At 62.2% G+C, this 14,957-nt stretch carries 14 protein-coding genes and 1 riboswitch; of the genes, 5 read left to right on the forward strand and 9 right to left on the reverse strand.

The window, feature by feature from the left end:
• Positions 1 to 211: 211 nt before the first annotated feature.
• Positions 212 to 2,491 carry a UvrD-helicase domain-containing protein gene (locus tag ACVC5H_RS23455; RefSeq protein WP_489620115.1) on the reverse strand — a complete coding sequence of 760 codons (2,280 nt, stop codon included), beginning with the start codon at positions 2,489 to 2,491 and terminating at the stop codon, positions 212 to 214.
• Between the two features lie 108 nt (positions 2,492 to 2,599).
• Between ACVC5H_RS23455 and aroQ the strand changes: the two genes are divergently transcribed.
• The 3 genes from aroQ to ACVC5H_RS23470 all read left to right on the forward strand — a co-directional run bounded on the left by aroQ (position 2,600) and on the right by ACVC5H_RS23470 (position 5,329).
• The gene (gene aroQ, locus ACVC5H_RS23460; RefSeq protein ID WP_489620116.1) at positions 2,600 to 3,163 is read left to right on the forward strand and encodes a gamma subclass chorismate mutase AroQ; all 564 of its coding nucleotides are present in this window, start codon (positions 2,600 to 2,602) and stop codon (positions 3,161 to 3,163) included.
• A 203-nt stretch (positions 3,164 to 3,366) separates the two neighbouring features.
• Positions 3,367 to 4,608 (forward strand): MFS transporter, encoded by a 1,242-nt coding sequence (locus ACVC5H_RS23465; protein WP_489620117.1) that lies wholly within the window; start codon positions 3,367 to 3,369, stop codon positions 4,606 to 4,608.
• 226 nt (positions 4,609 to 4,834) lie between these two features.
• On the forward strand, positions 4,835 to 5,329 hold the full coding sequence (locus ACVC5H_RS23470; protein ID WP_489620118.1) for a Dps family protein: 495 nt from the start codon (positions 4,835 to 4,837) through the stop codon (positions 5,327 to 5,329).
• A 75-nt stretch (positions 5,330 to 5,404) separates the two neighbouring features.
• Here ACVC5H_RS23470 and thiE read toward each other — a convergent pair whose 3' ends face one another.
• From thiE to ACVC5H_RS23505, 7 genes are all read right to left on the reverse strand, one after another.
• Positions 5,405 to 6,037, reverse strand: a complete 633-nt coding sequence (gene thiE, locus ACVC5H_RS23475; RefSeq protein WP_489620119.1) for a thiamine phosphate synthase — start codon at positions 6,035 to 6,037, stop codon at positions 5,405 to 5,407.
• 1 nt (position 6,038) lies between these two features.
• A complete protein-coding gene (gene thiD, locus ACVC5H_RS23480; RefSeq protein ID WP_489620120.1) occupies positions 6,039 to 6,905 on the reverse strand; it encodes a bifunctional hydroxymethylpyrimidine kinase/phosphomethylpyrimidine kinase in 867 nt (288 codons plus the stop codon).
• 2 nt (positions 6,906 to 6,907) lie between these two features.
• On the reverse strand, positions 6,908 to 7,717 hold the full coding sequence (locus ACVC5H_RS23485) for a thiazole synthase (protein ID WP_338717747.1): 810 nt from the start codon (positions 7,715 to 7,717) through the stop codon (positions 6,908 to 6,910).
• An 80-nt stretch (positions 7,718 to 7,797) separates the two neighbouring features.
• Positions 7,798 to 7,998 (reverse strand): sulfur carrier protein ThiS, encoded by a 201-nt coding sequence (gene thiS / locus ACVC5H_RS23490; RefSeq protein ID WP_338717746.1) that lies wholly within the window; start codon positions 7,996 to 7,998, stop codon positions 7,798 to 7,800.
• Between the two features lie 5 nt (positions 7,999 to 8,003).
• A complete protein-coding gene (gene thiC, locus ACVC5H_RS23495; protein ID WP_489620121.1) occupies positions 8,004 to 9,917 on the reverse strand; it encodes a phosphomethylpyrimidine synthase ThiC in 1,914 nt (637 codons plus the stop codon).
• Between the two features lie 97 nt (positions 9,918 to 10,014).
• Positions 10,015 to 10,125, reverse strand: a riboswitch (TPP riboswitch).
• Between the two features lie 103 nt (positions 10,126 to 10,228).
• Positions 10,229 to 10,642, reverse strand: coding sequence for a type II toxin-antitoxin system VapC family toxin (locus tag ACVC5H_RS23500; protein WP_489620122.1), 414 nt, complete (start codon positions 10,640 to 10,642; stop codon positions 10,229 to 10,231).
• Positions 10,639 to 10,890, reverse strand: a complete 252-nt coding sequence (locus ACVC5H_RS23505) for a type II toxin-antitoxin system Phd/YefM family antitoxin (protein WP_489620123.1) — start codon at positions 10,888 to 10,890, stop codon at positions 10,639 to 10,641. Before ACVC5H_RS23505 ends, ACVC5H_RS23500 begins: the two co-directional genes overlap by 4 nt.
• Positions 10,891 to 11,048: 158 nt before the next feature.
• Here ACVC5H_RS23505 and ACVC5H_RS23510 point away from each other — a divergent pair, with 158 nt between their 5' ends.
• Positions 11,049 to 13,859 (forward strand): valine--tRNA ligase, encoded by a 2,811-nt coding sequence (locus tag ACVC5H_RS23510; protein ID WP_489620124.1) that lies wholly within the window; start codon positions 11,049 to 11,051, stop codon positions 13,857 to 13,859.
• Between the two features lie 154 nt (positions 13,860 to 14,013).
• Positions 14,014 to 14,478: a DUF2147 domain-containing protein gene (locus ACVC5H_RS23515; protein ID WP_489620125.1), complete on the forward strand. Its 465-nt coding sequence runs from the start codon at positions 14,014 to 14,016 to the stop codon at positions 14,476 to 14,478.
• Between the two features lie 11 nt (positions 14,479 to 14,489).
• Here ACVC5H_RS23515 and ACVC5H_RS23520 read toward each other — a convergent pair whose 3' ends face one another.
• The gene (locus tag ACVC5H_RS23520; RefSeq protein WP_489620126.1) at positions 14,490 to 14,945 is read right to left on the reverse strand and encodes a YaiI/YqxD family protein; all 456 of its coding nucleotides are present in this window, start codon (positions 14,943 to 14,945) and stop codon (positions 14,490 to 14,492) included.
• Positions 14,946 to 14,957 lie beyond the last annotated feature (12 nt).

The raw sequence follows: 14,957 nt of genomic DNA on the forward strand, positions 1-14,957 counted from the left end.
TTTCAGTACGCGAGAAGGTTTCTTGTCGGCAAAACCCAACAGTTGTTTTTATTTCATTACATTTTCTTTTGATGCCTTGCCTGGCGCGGCTTTGGAGGGTGCGCAGCCACCAGGACAATGGGCCATTCAGGAACCGAAGCAGAAACGAAAAACGCCCCGTTGCCTGCAAAAGCAACGGGGCGTTTCCCTGATCAACACCGGCGCAAAAACCTTAGATTTTCTCCAGCTTGGCCACCGACAAATCCAGCAACTTCATGCCGAACTTGCCGAAGTTGATCTGCGCCCGCGCCGCCCCGCCACCGCCTTCGATGTTGACGATGACACCCTCGCCAAACTTGGCATGCGATACGTTCTGGCCGATGCGCCAGCCGGAATCGGTCTGGCGCGTGAAGCTCTGGGCAATCTTGTTGTTGCCCGCCTCCGGTACTTCATCCCAGGCCGACTTCGGGTTGGCGAACCAGTGATGCTGGGCGATCTTGGGCGAGAGCCATTTGATGGATTGCTCCGGCATCTCGTCGAAGAAGCGTGAACGCATGTTGTAGCGGGTCTGGCCGTGCAGCATGCGGGTCTGCGAGAAGGTCATGAACAGACGCTTCCTCGCCCGCGTGATGGCCACGTACATCAGGCGGCGCTCTTCTTCCACGCCACCCTCTTCCTTGGCGCTGTTCTCGTGCGGGAACAGGCCCTCTTCCATGCCGGTGATGAAGACCGCATCGAACTCCAGCCCCTTGGCCGAGTGCACCGTCATCAGCTGCAAGGCATCCTGGCCGGCCTGGGCCTGGTTGTCGCCCGCCTCCAGCGAGGCATGCGAGAGGAAGGCCGACAGCGGCGACATGATGGTCACCAGCGGGGCATCGGCATCGAGCACCTCCACGCCATCGGCCGTGGTGATGGCCGTACCGGCCGTGGCTTGCGCCTGCGGTCCGAGGAAGGCCGGGGCATCCAGGCCATAGCCCTCTTCGGAGACAAATAGCGTAGCAGCACTCACTAATTGCTCCAGGTTCTCGATGCGGTCGGCGCCTTCCTTTTCGTTGCGATAGTGGGTCATCAAACCGGACAGGTCCAGCACCACCTTGACCATTTCCGGCAAGGGCAGGTGCTGGGTTTCGAAGCGCGCGCCTTCGATCAGCTTGATGAAGGCGTTCAGCGACGAACCCGCCTTGCCCGCCACATAAGGCACCGCCGCATAGAGCGAGCAGCCATACTGGCGTGCCGCATCCTGCAAGGATTCCATGGCCTTGGCACCGATGCCGCGCGTGGGGAAATTGACCACGCGCAGGAAGGCCGAATCATTGTGCAGGTTGTCCATCAACTGCAGATAGGCAATCGCGTGCTTGATTTCGGCGCGCTCGAAGAAGCGCTGGCCACCATAGACGCGATAGGGAATGGCCGAACTGAACAAGGCATGTTCCAGCACCCGCGACTGCGCATTGGAACGATAGAGGATGGCGATCTCGCTACGCGCCCAGCCTTCGGCGATCAAGTCCTTGACCTGCTCGATGATCCATTGCGCTTCCTGAAGATCGCTGGTGGCTTCATAGACACGCACCTGCTCGCCGTGGCCGGCATCGGTGCGCAGGTTCTTGCCCAGGCGCTTGCTGTTGTTGGCGATCAGTTCGTTGGCGGTGTCCAGGATGTGGCCATGCGAGCGGTAGTTCTGCTCCAGCTTGATCAGGTTCTGGACATGGAATTCCTGCTCGAAGGCCTGCATGTTGCCCACGTTGGCGCCACGGAAGGCGTAGATGCTCTGGTCATCATCACCCACCGCAAAGACGGCATTGTGCTGGCCGGCCATGAGTTTCAACCACTTGTATTGCAGGTCGTTGGTGTCCTGGAACTCATCGACCAGGATGTGGCGGAAGCGGCCCTGGTAGTGCTCGCGCAACGGCTGGTTGCGCGAGAGCAATTCATAGGTGCGCAAGAGCAGCTCGGCAAAATCGACCACGCCTTCGCGCTGGCACTGCTGGTCGTAGAGCTCATAGAGTTCGACGAACTTGCGGTTGTAGTCGTCGTAGGCATCCACGTCCTTGGCGCGCAGGCCTTGATCCTTGGCGCTGTTGATGAAGTACATCAGGTTGCGCGGCGGGTATTTTTCATCGTCCACGTTCATCTGCTTCAACAGGCGCTTGATGGCCGAGAGCTGGTCTTGCGTATCCAGGATCTGGAAGGTCTGCGGCAGTCCCGCATCCTTGTGATGCGCGCGCAGCAGGCGGTTGCAGAGGCCGTGGAAGGTGCCGATCCACATGCCGCGCGTATTGATGGGCAGCATGCCCGACAGGCGCGCGGTCATTTCCTTGGCGGCCTTGTTGGTGAAGGTCACCGCCAGGATGCCCGAGGGCGAGACCTGCCCGGTCTGGATGAGCCAGGCGATGCGGGTGGTCAGCACGCGGGTCTTGCCGGAACCGGCACCGGCCAGGATCAGCGCCGATTGCGCGGGCAGCGTCACGGCGGCGAGCTGCTCTTCGTTGAGGTTGTGGAGAAGATTTTGCATCCCGCGATTATAAAGGGCGCATACCATGACCGGGCGGGCAGGCGCAGCGCTATACTGCGGGGGCTTTGATTTATCCACAGCCGTTTTCTGCATACGACTCTTTCGCCCATGCGCCGCCTGTCTCCTGCCGCCCTCCCCGCCCTCGCTCTCATCGCCCTGCTGCTCAGCGCCTGCGCCACGCCGCCACCGGCCACGCGCAGCGACGTCGAGCAATTGCTGACACTGCAGAAGGCCCGCCTGGACGTGGCCGCCCCGGTGGCGCGCAGCAAGTGGAATTCGCATGCGCCCATCGATGACCCGGCGCGTGAAGGCGTGATCCTGGATGACGTATCGGCCCGGGCGCAGAAGCTGGGCTTGAATGCGGACTGGACGCGCCGCTTCTTCCAGGACCAGTTCGAGGCCGGCAAGATCGTGCAGCGCGACCTGCATCGGCAGTGGCGCGTCGAACAACGCCCGCCCTTCGCCAATCCGCCTGACCTGGCACTGCAGGTGCGCCCGGTGCTGGACCGTCTCACCCCCGACCTGCTCAACGCCCTGGCCCGCCTCAACGGACACTGGTGCGAACCCGGCGTGCAGCGCGACCTGGCCGAGCTGGAACCGGAAATACTCGGCGCCGACTATGCACCGGCGGTGCGCGAGCGGGCTGTCGAGGCACTGCGCTGCGAGCGCTGAGTTGAAGCCTTGTGACAACATTACGTCGCACAAAAACGACTAAGTTGCTGAATTGACAGGCAAAAATCTTTTGCTGTCCTGCAGCATTTTTGTGACGGGAGTAAAATTCGCCCAGCTGTTCACGTGCACACCTGCGCGCGCGGCCTCGCATGCCGGCCTGCGGTTCGGTTCGCATTCCGGCTTCACATTCCGATTTTCCCGCCATGTCCGACGATTCCTGTAGTCCCAGTTCTTCCGGCACGTCCGTGCCTGCTGCCGCGCCGCGTCCGCTGGCGCCGGCCAAGGTCACCCTGAAGATCATTTCCACTGCGCTGTTCACCTTCCTGGTCTATCTGGCCATCGGTATTCCGATGGCGGTGCTGCCGGGTTACATCCACCTGGACCTGGGCTATAGCTCGGTGATCGCCGGGCTGGGGATCAGCGTGCAGTACTTCGCCACCTTCGTCAGCCGCGCCAATGCCGGCCGCATGATCGATACCATGGGCGCCAAGCACACCGTCATGCGCGGCATGTTGCTGTGCTCGGCCAGCGGTGGCTTGCTGCTGCTGTCCGCCCTGGCGCAGCCGCTGCCCTTCCTGTCGCTGGTGCTGCTGTTTGCCAGCCGGCTCCTGCTGGGCCTGGGCGAGAGCCTGGTCGGCACCGGTGCCATCATGTGGGGCGTGGGCCGCGTGGGTTCGGAACATACCGCCAAGATGATTTCCTGGAGCGGCATCGCCACCTATTCCGCACTGGCCATCGGCGCCCCGCTGGGCGTGGTGCTGGACCGCTCGCTGGGCTTCGCCGTCATCGGCCTGTCGGGCATGCTGCTGACCGCGCTGGGCTACATGCTCGCACGCGGCGGCCCGGTCACCCCGGTGGTGCAGGGTGAACAGCTGTCCTTCAAGCTGGTGCTGCGCAAGGTCTTCGCCTATGGCATGGGCCTGGCGTTTGGCACCATCGGCTTTGGTTCGATCGCCACCTTCATCACCCTGTATTACGCCGACCAGCACTGGAACGGTGCGGCCTTCGCGCTGACCGCCTTCTCCGGCGCCTTCGTCGGTGCGCGCCTGCTCTTTGCCAATGTGATTCCGCGCTTCGGCGGCTATCGCGTGGCCGTGGTCTGCTTCCTGACCGAGGCCGTCGGCCTGCTGCTGCTGTGGAGTGCCACCACGCCCGCACTGGCGCTGGCAGGCGCAGGCCTGGCCGGTTTCGGCTTTGCGCTGGTGTTCCCGTCGCTGGGGGTGGAAGCCGTCAACCTGGTGTCGCCGGCCAATCGCGGTGCGGCACTGGCGGCGTATTCGGTGTTCCTCGACCTGTCGCTGGGCATCACCGGGCCGCTGGCCGGTGCCATCGCGGGGCAGCTCGGGTATCCGCAGGTGTTCCTGTTCGCGGCCATTGCCGCCATCGGCGGGGTGGCCTTGTCGCTGTCCTTGTATCGCAGCGCGCAGCAGGGCGCAAAGCCTTGACCTGCTTGCGATAGAAACGATTGAACATGGGGCCGATAGATTTTTATCTATCGGCCCCATTGATTTATAGCTGTGCATTGATCGGAAAAATCGATTGAAATACGGAACGTCGTCCTCACTCTTTCATCAATAGTTGCGTGGTCGCAGTTTGTCCGTTTGCGATTTGCAATAGAATCGCGGGGTTGTGTACCCGCTTACGAAAACCCGAACAGCTAAGGAGCGAATAATGGCAAAGAAGAATGTGGCAGCCCCCTCGATCAACATCGGCATCAACGACAAGGACCGCAAGAAGATTGCCGACGGCCTGTCCAAGCTGCTGGCCGATACCTACACGCTGTATCTGAAGACCCACAACTTCCACTGGAACGTGACCGGTCCGATGTTCAATACCCTGCACCTGATGTTCGAAGGCCAGTACAACGAACTGGCGCTGGCGGTGGACCTGATCGCCGAACGCATCCGCGCACTGGGCTATCCGGCCCCGGGTTCGTACAAGGAATTCGCCAAGCTGTCTTCGATCCCCGAAGCCGACGGCGTGCCCAATGCCCAGGAAATGATCGCCCAGCTGGTGGCCGGCCAGGAAGCCGTGACCCGCACCGCGCGTTCGATCTTCCCGACCGTGGATGCCGCAGCCGATGAACCGACCGCCGACCTGCTGACCCAGCGCATGCAGCTGCATGAAAAGAATGCGTGGATGCTGCGTAGCTTGCTGGAAGCTTGATGCCAGTTGAATGAAGAAAAAATGCCGTTCAATCGAACGGCATTTTTTTTGAAGGAAAGACTTAGATTTCCATCATCATCGATAGAGATCAGCCAGCTCCCGCGTCTTGCGCTCTTCCACCGGCACCAGATAGACACTGCTGATGACGGCCACCATATCCGCCCCCTGCGCCACCAGCGGCGGTGCATTCTCCAGCGTGATGCCGCCGATCACCACCACCGGCAAGGCAATCTCGCGCTTGGACTGGGCGATGATCTCCGGCGCGGTGCGGAAATCATATTTTTTCACGCGCGACGGATAGAAGCCGCCGAAGGCCACATAACTGGCCCCATCGCGATACGCCGCATGCGCCAGTTCCAGCGTGCCGTAACACGAGGCACCAACGATGCGGTCCGGCCCCACGGCCTTGCGCACCTCGGCAATGGAGGCGTCGGTACCACCGACGTGAATGCCATCGGCATCAATCTCCAGGCACAGGTCCACGTGGTCGTTGATGATGAGCGGCACATCATATTGCCGGCACAGCGCCAGCAGCGCCGAAGCCTGCGCAAGTCGCTGCTGCGCGCAGGCAGTCTTGTGACGATACTGCAACAGCGCAGCACCGTTCTGCAGCGCCAGTTCGGTGGCCGCCATCAATTGGGACAGGTCATCCCAATCGGGCGTGACGATGTAGAGGCCACGCAGATGCTTTGCATACTCGGGTTTCATGTCAGGCTCCTGCCGCAGGCGCGGCATCAACAACAGGTTCGAAGGCAGGCACGCGGTTGGGAATGCGCTGGCCCTGGGCAATCGCATAGGACGTCGACAAAGCATGCTGGGTGTATTGCTGGGCCAGGTCGATAGCCTCATGCATGGGCAGGCCCCGCGCCAGGCAGGCCGACAGCGCCGCCGCCAGCGTGCAGCCGCTGCCGTGGAATTCATCGGGCAGGCGGGTCCAGCGCCAGCGCGCACTTTCGATGGCCTCTTGCGCATACCCGGAACGGGACAGCTGGCCATACCAGCGGTTGATGACGTCCTGCTCCTGCGGACCGTGGCCGCCCTTGAGCAGCACATGTGCGCAGCCGCGCGCCATCAGCAGGGCGGCCTGCCGCGCCGGTTCCTCCTCACCACAGAGACGCCGCGCCTCGTTGAGGTTGGGAGTGATGACGGTAGCCAGTTCGTAGAGCGGCTCGATCACGCGCGCTGCATCGTCGCGCGAGAGCTGGTCGCCCTTGCCATTGGCCAGCACGGGATCGAGTACCACGGGCAATTGCGGATCACGCGCGCGCAGTTGACGAATCAATCCGGCGATCACCTCGGCATTCTCGTGACTGCCGGCGATGCCGAGCTTGACCGCCGCGATGTCGAAGCGATCCATCAACACCTGCGCCTGATGCCGCACCAGCTCGGGATCGAGCGCATGCACGGCGAAGACGCTGACGTTATCCTGCACCGTCAATGCAGTCGGCACCGACAAGGGATGACAGCCCAGCGCCGTGATGGCCGGGATGTCGGCCTGCATGCCGGCCCCGCCGCTGGGGTCGGAGCCGGAGAAGACCAGCACGCAAGGCGGCGTGGAACGATAGATTTCCTGCATGCTTATGCCACGCGCCCGGCCATCGGCGACGAGGGCGACGCCGCAAACTTGCGCGCGATGCGCCCGGCCAGGAAGGCTTCGCGGCCCGCTTCCACCGCCAGCTTCATGGCACGTGCCATGCGAATGGGGTCGCGCGCACCGGCGATGGCGGTGTTCATGAGCACGCCATCACAGCCCAGTTCCATGGCGATGGCAGCGTCCGACGCCGTGCCCACGCCGGCATCGACCAGCACCGGCACGCGCGCCTGTTCGATGATGAGCGAAAGATTCCAGGGATTGAGGATGCCCATGCCCGAACCGATCAGCGAGGCCAGCGGCATGACGGCGGCCACGCCCAGGTCTTCCAGCATGCGCGCCTGAATCGGATCGTCACTGCAATAGACCATCACGTCGAAGCCATCCTTGACCAGGGTCTCGGCGGCCTTCAGCGTTTCGGGCATGTTGGGGAAGAGCGTCTTCTCATCGCCCAGCACTTCCAGCTTGACCAGCTTGTGCCCACCCAGCAGTTCGCGCGCCAGTTGCAGCGTGTAGACCGCATCGGCCGCGTTGTAGCAGCCGGCGGTGTTGGGGAGGATAGTAAATTCGGAAGGCGGCACTGCGTCCAGCAGGCTGGGCGCATTGGGATCCTGGCCAATGTTGACGCGGCGGATCGCCACCGTGATGATCTCGGCGCCGCTGGCGACAGTCGCTGCGCGGGTTTCGTCGAGGTCCTTGTACTTGCCGCTGCCGACCAAAAGGCGCGAGCGATAGGTCTTGCCGGCGATGGTCAGGCCCTTGTCGTCATTGACGAGCGGGGCGTCATTCATGTTCATGTCGATTCCTTGTCTGTGAGGGGTGCATGCCACGGGATGCGGCGCCGGGAACCCCCAGCGCGCCGCAGCGGAACAATCTTTCATCCGCCCCCGATGGCACGCACCACGTCTACCTTGTCGGCCTCGGCCAGTGCGCGCGAGGGCCATTGCGCACTGGGCACTACCTGGCGATTGACCGCCACGGCCACCGCCTTGCCAGCCAGGGAAAGGCCGGCAATGAGCTGGTCCAGCGTGGCGCCGTCAGGCAGCGGGTGAGGCTTGCCGTTCAGTTCGATCTGCATGGCGCTTACTGCTTCGCGTAGATCTCGGCGCCCATCTTGACGAACTCGACCGACTTGACCTGCATGCCCTGCTTCAGGGCGTCGATCTCGGAGATGCCTTCCCTGGCGGCATAGTCGCGCACTTCCTGGGTGATCTTCATGGAACAGAAGTGCGGGCCGCACATGGAGCAGAAGTGCGCCACCTTGGCCGAATCCTTGGGCAGGGTCTCGTCGTGGAATTCGCGTGCCTTGTCGGGATCGAGGCCGATGTTGAACTGGTCTTCCCAGCGGAACTCGAAGCGCGCCTTGGACAAGGCGTTGTCGCGGATCTGCGCGCCCGGATGACCCTTGGCCAGGTCGGCGGCGTGGGCAGCGATCTTGTAGGTGATGATGCCGTCCTTCACGTCGGTCTTGTTGGGCAGGCCCAGGTGTTCCTTGGGAGTGACGTAGCACAGCATGGCCGTGCCATACCAGCCGATCTGGGCGGCGCCAATGCCGGAGGTGATGTGGTCGTAGCCGGGGGCGATGTCGGTGGTCAGGGGGCCGAGGGTGTAGAACGGGGCTTCGTGGCACTGTTCCAGTTGCAGGTCCATGTTCTCCTTGATGAGATGCATGGGCACGTGGCCGGGGCCTTCGATCATCACCTGCACGTCGTGCTTCCAGGCGATCTGGGTCAGTTCACCCAGGGTACGCAGTTCGCCCAGCTGGGCTTCGTCGTTGGCGTCGTAGATCGAGCCGGGACGCAGGCCATCGCCGAGGCTGAAGCTGACGTCATAGGCTTTCATGATTTCGCAGATCTCTTCGAAGTGTTCGTAGAGGAAGGATTCGCGGTGATGCGCCAGGCACCACTTGGCCATGATGGAACCGCCGCGCGAGACGATGCCGGTCATGCGCTTGGCCGTCAGCGGCACGTATTGCAGGCGCACGCCGGCGTGGATGGTGAAGTAGTCCACGCCCTGCTCGGCTTGCTCGATCAAGGTATCGCGGAAGATTTCCCAGGTCAGGTCCTCGGCCTTGCCGTTGACCTTTTCCAGCGCCTGGTAGATCGGCACGGTGCCAATCGGTACCGGCGAATTGCGGATGATCCATTCACGGGTTTCGTGGATGTTCTTGCCGGTGGACAGGTCCATGACGTTATCGCCGCCCCAGCGGATGGCCCAGGTCATCTTTTCCACTTCTTCGCCGATGGAGGACGTCACGGCCGAGTTGCCGATGTTGGCGTTGATCTTGACCAGGAAATTGCGGCCGATGATCATCGGTTCGACTTCCGGGTGGTTGATGTTGGCAGGGATGATGGCGCGGCCGCGTGCCACTTCGTCACGCACGAATTCGGGCGTGATCTCGGCGGGAATCGACGCACCGAAGGACTGGCCGGGATGCTGGCGGCCCATCAGGTCGGCCAGCTTGTTGCCCATGGGGCCGGAGGCTTTGAGCTGCTCCAGGTATTCCTTGCGGCGCAGGTTTTCGCGGATGGCGATGAATTCCATCTCCGGGGTGATGATGCCCTGGCGCGCATAGTGCATCTGGGTGACGTTGGCGCCAGCCTTGGCGCGGCGCGGCTTGCGGTGCAGGTTGAAACGCAGCTCGGCCAGGGCCGGGTCGTTCAGGCGCTGCTGGCCGTATTCGGAGGTGGGGCCGGGCAGTTCTTCGGTATCGTTGCGCTCCAGGATCCACGGCAGGCGCGGGGTAGCGAGGCCGGCGCGGATGTCGATCTTCACGTCCGGGTCGGTGTAGGGGCCGGAGGTGTCGTAGACATAGATCGGCGGGTTTTTTTCCGAACCGAACATGGCGGGGGTGTCGGCCTGGCTGATCTCGCGCATGGGCACGCGGATATCCGGGCGCGAGCCGGTCACGTAGATCTTGCGGGAATTCGGGAGAGGCTGGACGGCTGCCTCATCGACGGTGGCCGTCGCGGACAGGAATTTCGGGTTGGCATTCATTTCGGCTCCTTTGCTTGATGACTCTTGGCTCGGAGCCAGCAAAGGAGGTTGCGGAAGAGGACGGACGGCGTGGAGGTGATACAGGGCCGTGGGTGCGTCATGCTGCCGGTTGCTTCCCTTCGCTGGCATTATCCAGATCAGGTTCAAGGGTATTTCTCACCCGGCTGCCAGAGCATGTGCTCCAGTGCCAGGACCCCTAGCGGTGCGACGCGGGCTGCTTGCGCAGTCCTTGTCGTGGGCCGGATTCTACTCCAATCGGCGTGAGGAACAAGGTTTCATTTCAGATGGGCTGGGTGTGCAGCGCAGCATTTTTACTCAGCCCAAGGATCGATCACTTGCAGACCCGGGAACTGAAAATCTTTGCAATTGCGGGTCACCATGGTCAGTCCGTGCACGAGTGCAGTGGCCGCCAACAGGCTGTCAACCGCTGCAACCGGACGCCCCGCTTCCACCTGAATGCGCCCCCATCGGTCTGCCACGACAACATCAATCGGCAAGATCCTTCCGGAAAAATAGGCGGGCAACTCAGTTTCCAGCCAGTCTATCAAGCGCAACTTTGCAGGGCCCGGCGGCTTGTTATCGGCACCTTTTCGTATTTCGCCCATGGTGAGGACGCTCAGGTACAAGGTAGCCGGAGGTCTGTGTGCAAACCATTCCACGACCCGGGAATTGGGCTCACGGCGACGCAGTTCCGACAGGACATTGGTGTCGAGCAGATAACTCAAAAGTCAACCTCCCTCGTCAGACTGGTATCACGCTCGAATTCAACATCATCTGCATCGTAAAGCGGCGAACGCCGCATAAATTCCACCAAGGTCAAATCTGCGCCGCTGAGCCGCTCATAGTCTGCTTTCGACATGACTACCGCTACTGAGCGACCGTGCCAGGTGATTTCCTGCGGACCCGAGCGCTCCGTATCCCGCACCAGTTCCGAAAACTGAGCCTTGGCTTCTTGTATTTGCCATGTACGCATGAATACCTCCAATCTGACCAGACAGGTCAGATCATAGCAGCATTCGTTTGCAAACACCGCCGGCACCAGAATTCTTCGCCGCCTCGCGGCGACGTTTTGGGGGCTTTGTGCTATCCGTCCCTTATAATCTTAGGTTTCGCAAAAACACACGTCAAATCATGGAATTAGCCAAGTCGTTCGAGCCTGCCGAGATTGAGAAATTCTGGCGCGAGGAGTGGGAAAAGCGCGGCTACTTCGCCGCCACCACCGACGCGGAGAAGCCCTCGTTTTCCATCCAGCTGCCGCCGCCCAATGTGACCGGCACGCTGCACATGGGTCACGCGTTCAACCAGACCATCATGGACGGTTTGACGCGCTATCACCGCATGCGCGGCTACAACACCGCCTGGATCCCCGGCACCGACCACGCCGGCATCGCCACCCAGATCGTGGTGGAACGCCAGCTGGATGCGCAGAAGGTCTCGCGCCACGACCTGGGCCGTGAAAAATTCGTCGAGAAGGTGTGGGAGTGGAAGGAGAAATCCGGCTCCACCATCACCGGCCAGATGCGCCGCATGGGCGCCTCCACCGACTGGGCGCGTGAATACTTCACGATGGACACTAAGATGTCCAAGGCCGTCACCGAAGTCTTCGTGCGTCTCTACGAACAAGGCCTGATCTATCGCGGCAAGCGCCTGGTGAACTGGGACCCGGTGCTGGGCACCGCCGTCTCCGACCTGGAAGTGGTGTCGGAAGAAGAAGACGGCTCCATGTGGCACATCAAGTATCCGCTGGCCGATGGCAGCGGCCATATCGTGGTGGCCACCACCCGTCCGGAAACCATGCTGGGCGACGTCGCCGTGGCCGTGGACCCGACCGATGAGCGCTACGCCGCGCTGGTGGGCAAGATGATCAAGCTGCCGCTGGTGGGCCGCGAGATCCCCATCATCCAGGATGAATACGTCGACAAGGAATTCGGCACCGGCTGCGTGAAGATCACCCCGGCGCACGATTTCAACGACTACCAGGTCGGCGCACGCCACAACCTGGAAATGATCAGCGTCTTCACCCTGAAGGCCACCATCAACGAGAACGCGCCCGAGAAGTACCAGGGCCTGGACCGCTTCGAGGCGCGCAAGCAGATCGTGGCCGATCTGGACGCACTGGGCCTGCTGGAACAGGTCAAGCCGCACAAGCTGATGGTGCCGCGCGGCGACCGTACCGGCGTGGTGATCGAGCCGATGCTGACCGACCAGTGGTTCGTGGCCATGAGCAAGCCGGCGCCCGAAGGGACCTTCTTCCCCGGCAAGTCGATTGCCGAGACCGCGCTGGAAAAAGTCTCCTCGGGCGAGATCAAGTTCGTGCCCGAGAACTGGACCAATACCTACAACCAGTGGCTCAACAACATCCAGGACTGGTGCATCTCGCGCCAGCTGTGGTGGGGTCACCAGATTCCGGCCTGGTACGACGAGGACGGCGGCATCTATGTCGCCCGCACCGAAGAAGAAGCCCGTGCACAAGCTGGCGGCAAGGCCGTCAAGCGCGATGAAGACGTGCTCGACACCTGGTTCTCCTCGGCGCTGGTGCCTTTCTCCACCCTGGGCTGGCCGGAAGAAACCCCGGACTACAAGTTGTTCCTGCCCTCCTCGGTGCTGGTGACGGGCTTCGACATCATCTTCTTCTGGGTGGCGCGCATGGTCATGATGACCACGCACTTCACCGGCAAAGTGCCCTTCGATACCGTCTACGTCCACGGTCTGGTGCGCGATGCCTCGGGCCAGAAGATGTCCAAGTCCAAGGGCAATACGCTGGACCCGATCGACCTGATCGACGGCATCGGCGTGGATGAACTGGTGGCCAAACGTACCGTGGGCCTGATGAATCCCAAGCAGGCGGCCAGCATCGAGAAGGCCACCCGCAAGGAATTCGCCGATGGCATCCCGGCCTTCGGCACCGATGCGCTGCGCTTCACCTTCGCCTCGCTGGCGACCCTCGGCCGCAATATCAACTTCGACCTGAACCGCTGTGAAGGCTATCGCAACTTCTGCAACAAGCTGTGGAACGCCACCCGCTTCGTGTTGATGAATACGGAAGGCCAGGACTGCGGTTTCGATGGCCACGTCAAGGGTGTCTGCGACAAGGAAAAGCTGCAGTTCTCCAAGGCTGACCGCTGGATCGTGTCGCTCTTGCAGCGTACCGAAGCCGAAGTGGAAAAGGGCTTTGCCGACTATCGCTTCGACAACATCGCCACCGCCATCTACAAATTCGTCTGGGACGAGTACTGTGACTGGTACCTGGAAATGGCCAAGGCCCAGATCCAGAGCGGCAATGAAGCGCAGCAGCGCGCCACCCGCCGCACCCTCTTGCGCGTGCTGGAAAGCGTGCTGCGCCTGGCCCATCCGGTGCTGCCTTTCATCACCGAACAACTGTGGCAGAGCGTGGCCCCGCTGACCGATCGCAAGCCTGATCCGGCCGGCGACTCCATCATGCGCCAGGCCTATCCGCGCCCGGACCTGGAGAAGATCGATGCCGAAGCCGAAGCCTGGGTCGCCCAGTTCAAGGCCTACACCGATGCCTGCCGCAACCTGCGCGGCGAGATGCAGCTGGCGCCGTCGCTGCGCGTACCGCTGATCGTGGAAGCCGCCGATGCGTCGGCAGTGGAATCCTTCCTGCCCTACCTGCAAGGCTTGGTGCGCCTGTCGGAAACCACGGTGGTGGCGCAACTGCCGGAGTCGCCGGCACCGGTGGCCATCGTTGGTGAAGTCAAGCTGATGCTGAAGGTGGAAATCGACGTGGCTGCCGAGCGTGAACGCCTGGGCAAGGAAGTCACCCGCCTGACCGCCGAGATCGCCAAGGCCAACGGCAAGCTGTCCAACGAAAGCTTCGTGGCCCGTGCGCCCGAGGCGGTGGTGGCGCAGGAGAAGGAACGCGTCGCCAACTTCAGCGCTACGCTGGAAAAAGTGAAGGAACAGCTGGCCAAGCTGAAGTAAACCGGCCTGTTTCTTCATAAAGCCGTCGTCCCTCACGGGGCGGCGGCTTTTGTTTTTGTGCTTGCCTTGCGAGGCGGGCTTGTCTAGACTGGATCGAATAAATTAGAACAATCGTGCTTTTTTATGGCATTCGACTTGATAACAGGAGACAAACATGCCCCGTACTTCCTCCCCCTCCCGTCTGGCCACGCTGTCCTTGCTGGCAGCCGCCCTGCTCACCAGTGCCGCCGCCTGGGCCGATGGCTCCCCGGTGGGCCTGTGGAAGAGCATTGATGACGCCACCGGCAAGCCCAAGGCGCTCATCCGCATCAGCGAAAACAATGGCGAACTGAGCGGCAAGATCGAGAAGCTCTTCCGTGCGCCGGACGAAGACCAGAACCCGGTCTGCCAGAAGTGCGAGGGCGAGCTGAAGGACCAGCCGGTCATCGGCATGACCATCCTGTCTGGCCTGAAAAAGGATGGCGACGAGTACAACGGCGGCCAGATCATCGATCCGGCCAATGGCAAGGTCTACAAGAGCAAGCTGTCGGTCATCGATGAGGGGCAAAAGCTCAATGTGCGCGGTTATGTCGGCATGCCGATGCTGGGCCGCACCCAGACCTGGCTGCGGGAGCAGTGATATCCGCGCGATCAGGCCGGACGTGAAGCTTTGAGCACGTAACGGTCCAGTTCGCGGGCGAAGGCGCGGCCGTCGCTGGCGCTGAAGGCGGCCGGACCGCCGGTCTCGACGCCGCTGCTGCGCAACTCTTCCATGAAATTGCGGGTGCTGAGGTGATGGCCGATGTTCTGGGCCGTATAGAGCTCGCCGCGCGGGTTGAGCGCCAGCGCGCCCTTGGCCACCACCTCGGCGGCCAGCGGGATGTCGGCGGTGATGACCAGATCGCCGGGAACGACCTGGCGGGCGATTTCCTTGTCGGCCACGTCGAAGCCCGCCGGGACCACCATGGATTTGATGTAGCGCGAGGGTGGCGTACGCAAGGGCCGGTTGGCCACCAGCGTCACGATGATTGTGGTGCGGTCGGCCACCCGGAACAGCATGTCCTTGATGACGCCCGGACAGGCATCGGCATCCACCCAGATGGCCATCAGCGGGGCGTG

The organism is Herbaspirillum sp. Her3, from assembly GCF_057961275.1.

Excerpts from the sequence above, each read along its gene's own strand:
- ACVC5H_RS23455 (WP_489620115.1), bottom strand. The coding sequence starts at position 2,491 with ATGCAAAATCTTCTCCACAACCTCAACGAAGAGCAGCTCGCCGCCGTG.
- aroQ (WP_489620116.1), top strand. The coding sequence starts at position 2,600 with ATGCGCCGCCTGTCTCCTGCCGCCCTCCCCGCCCTCGCTCTCATCGCC.
- ACVC5H_RS23465 (WP_489620117.1), top strand. The coding sequence starts at position 3,367 with ATGTCCGACGATTCCTGTAGTCCCAGTTCTTCCGGCACGTCCGTGCCT.
- ACVC5H_RS23470 (WP_489620118.1), top strand. The coding sequence starts at position 4,835 with ATGGCAAAGAAGAATGTGGCAGCCCCCTCGATCAACATCGGCATCAAC.
- thiE (WP_489620119.1), bottom strand. The coding sequence starts at position 6,037 with ATGAAACCCGAGTATGCAAAGCATCTGCGTGGCCTCTACATCGTCACG.
- thiD (WP_489620120.1), bottom strand. The coding sequence starts at position 6,905 with ATGCAGGAAATCTATCGTTCCACGCCGCCTTGCGTGCTGGTCTTCTCC.
- ACVC5H_RS23485 (WP_338717747.1), bottom strand. The coding sequence starts at position 7,717 with ATGAACATGAATGACGCCCCGCTCGTCAATGACGACAAGGGCCTGACC.
- thiS (WP_338717746.1), bottom strand. The coding sequence starts at position 7,998 with ATGCAGATCGAACTGAACGGCAAGCCTCACCCGCTGCCTGACGGCGCC.
- thiC (WP_489620121.1), bottom strand. The coding sequence starts at position 9,917 with ATGAATGCCAACCCGAAATTCCTGTCCGCGACGGCCACCGTCGATGAG.
- ACVC5H_RS23505 (WP_489620123.1), bottom strand. The coding sequence starts at position 10,890 with ATGCGTACATGGCAAATACAAGAAGCCAAGGCTCAGTTTTCGGAACTG.
- ACVC5H_RS23510 (WP_489620124.1), top strand. The coding sequence starts at position 11,049 with ATGGAATTAGCCAAGTCGTTCGAGCCTGCCGAGATTGAGAAATTCTGG.
- ACVC5H_RS23515 (WP_489620125.1), top strand. The coding sequence starts at position 14,014 with ATGCCCCGTACTTCCTCCCCCTCCCGTCTGGCCACGCTGTCCTTGCTG.
- ACVC5H_RS23520 (WP_489620126.1), bottom strand. The coding sequence starts at position 14,945 with ATGGCCATCTGGGTGGATGCCGATGCCTGTCCGGGCGTCATCAAGGAC.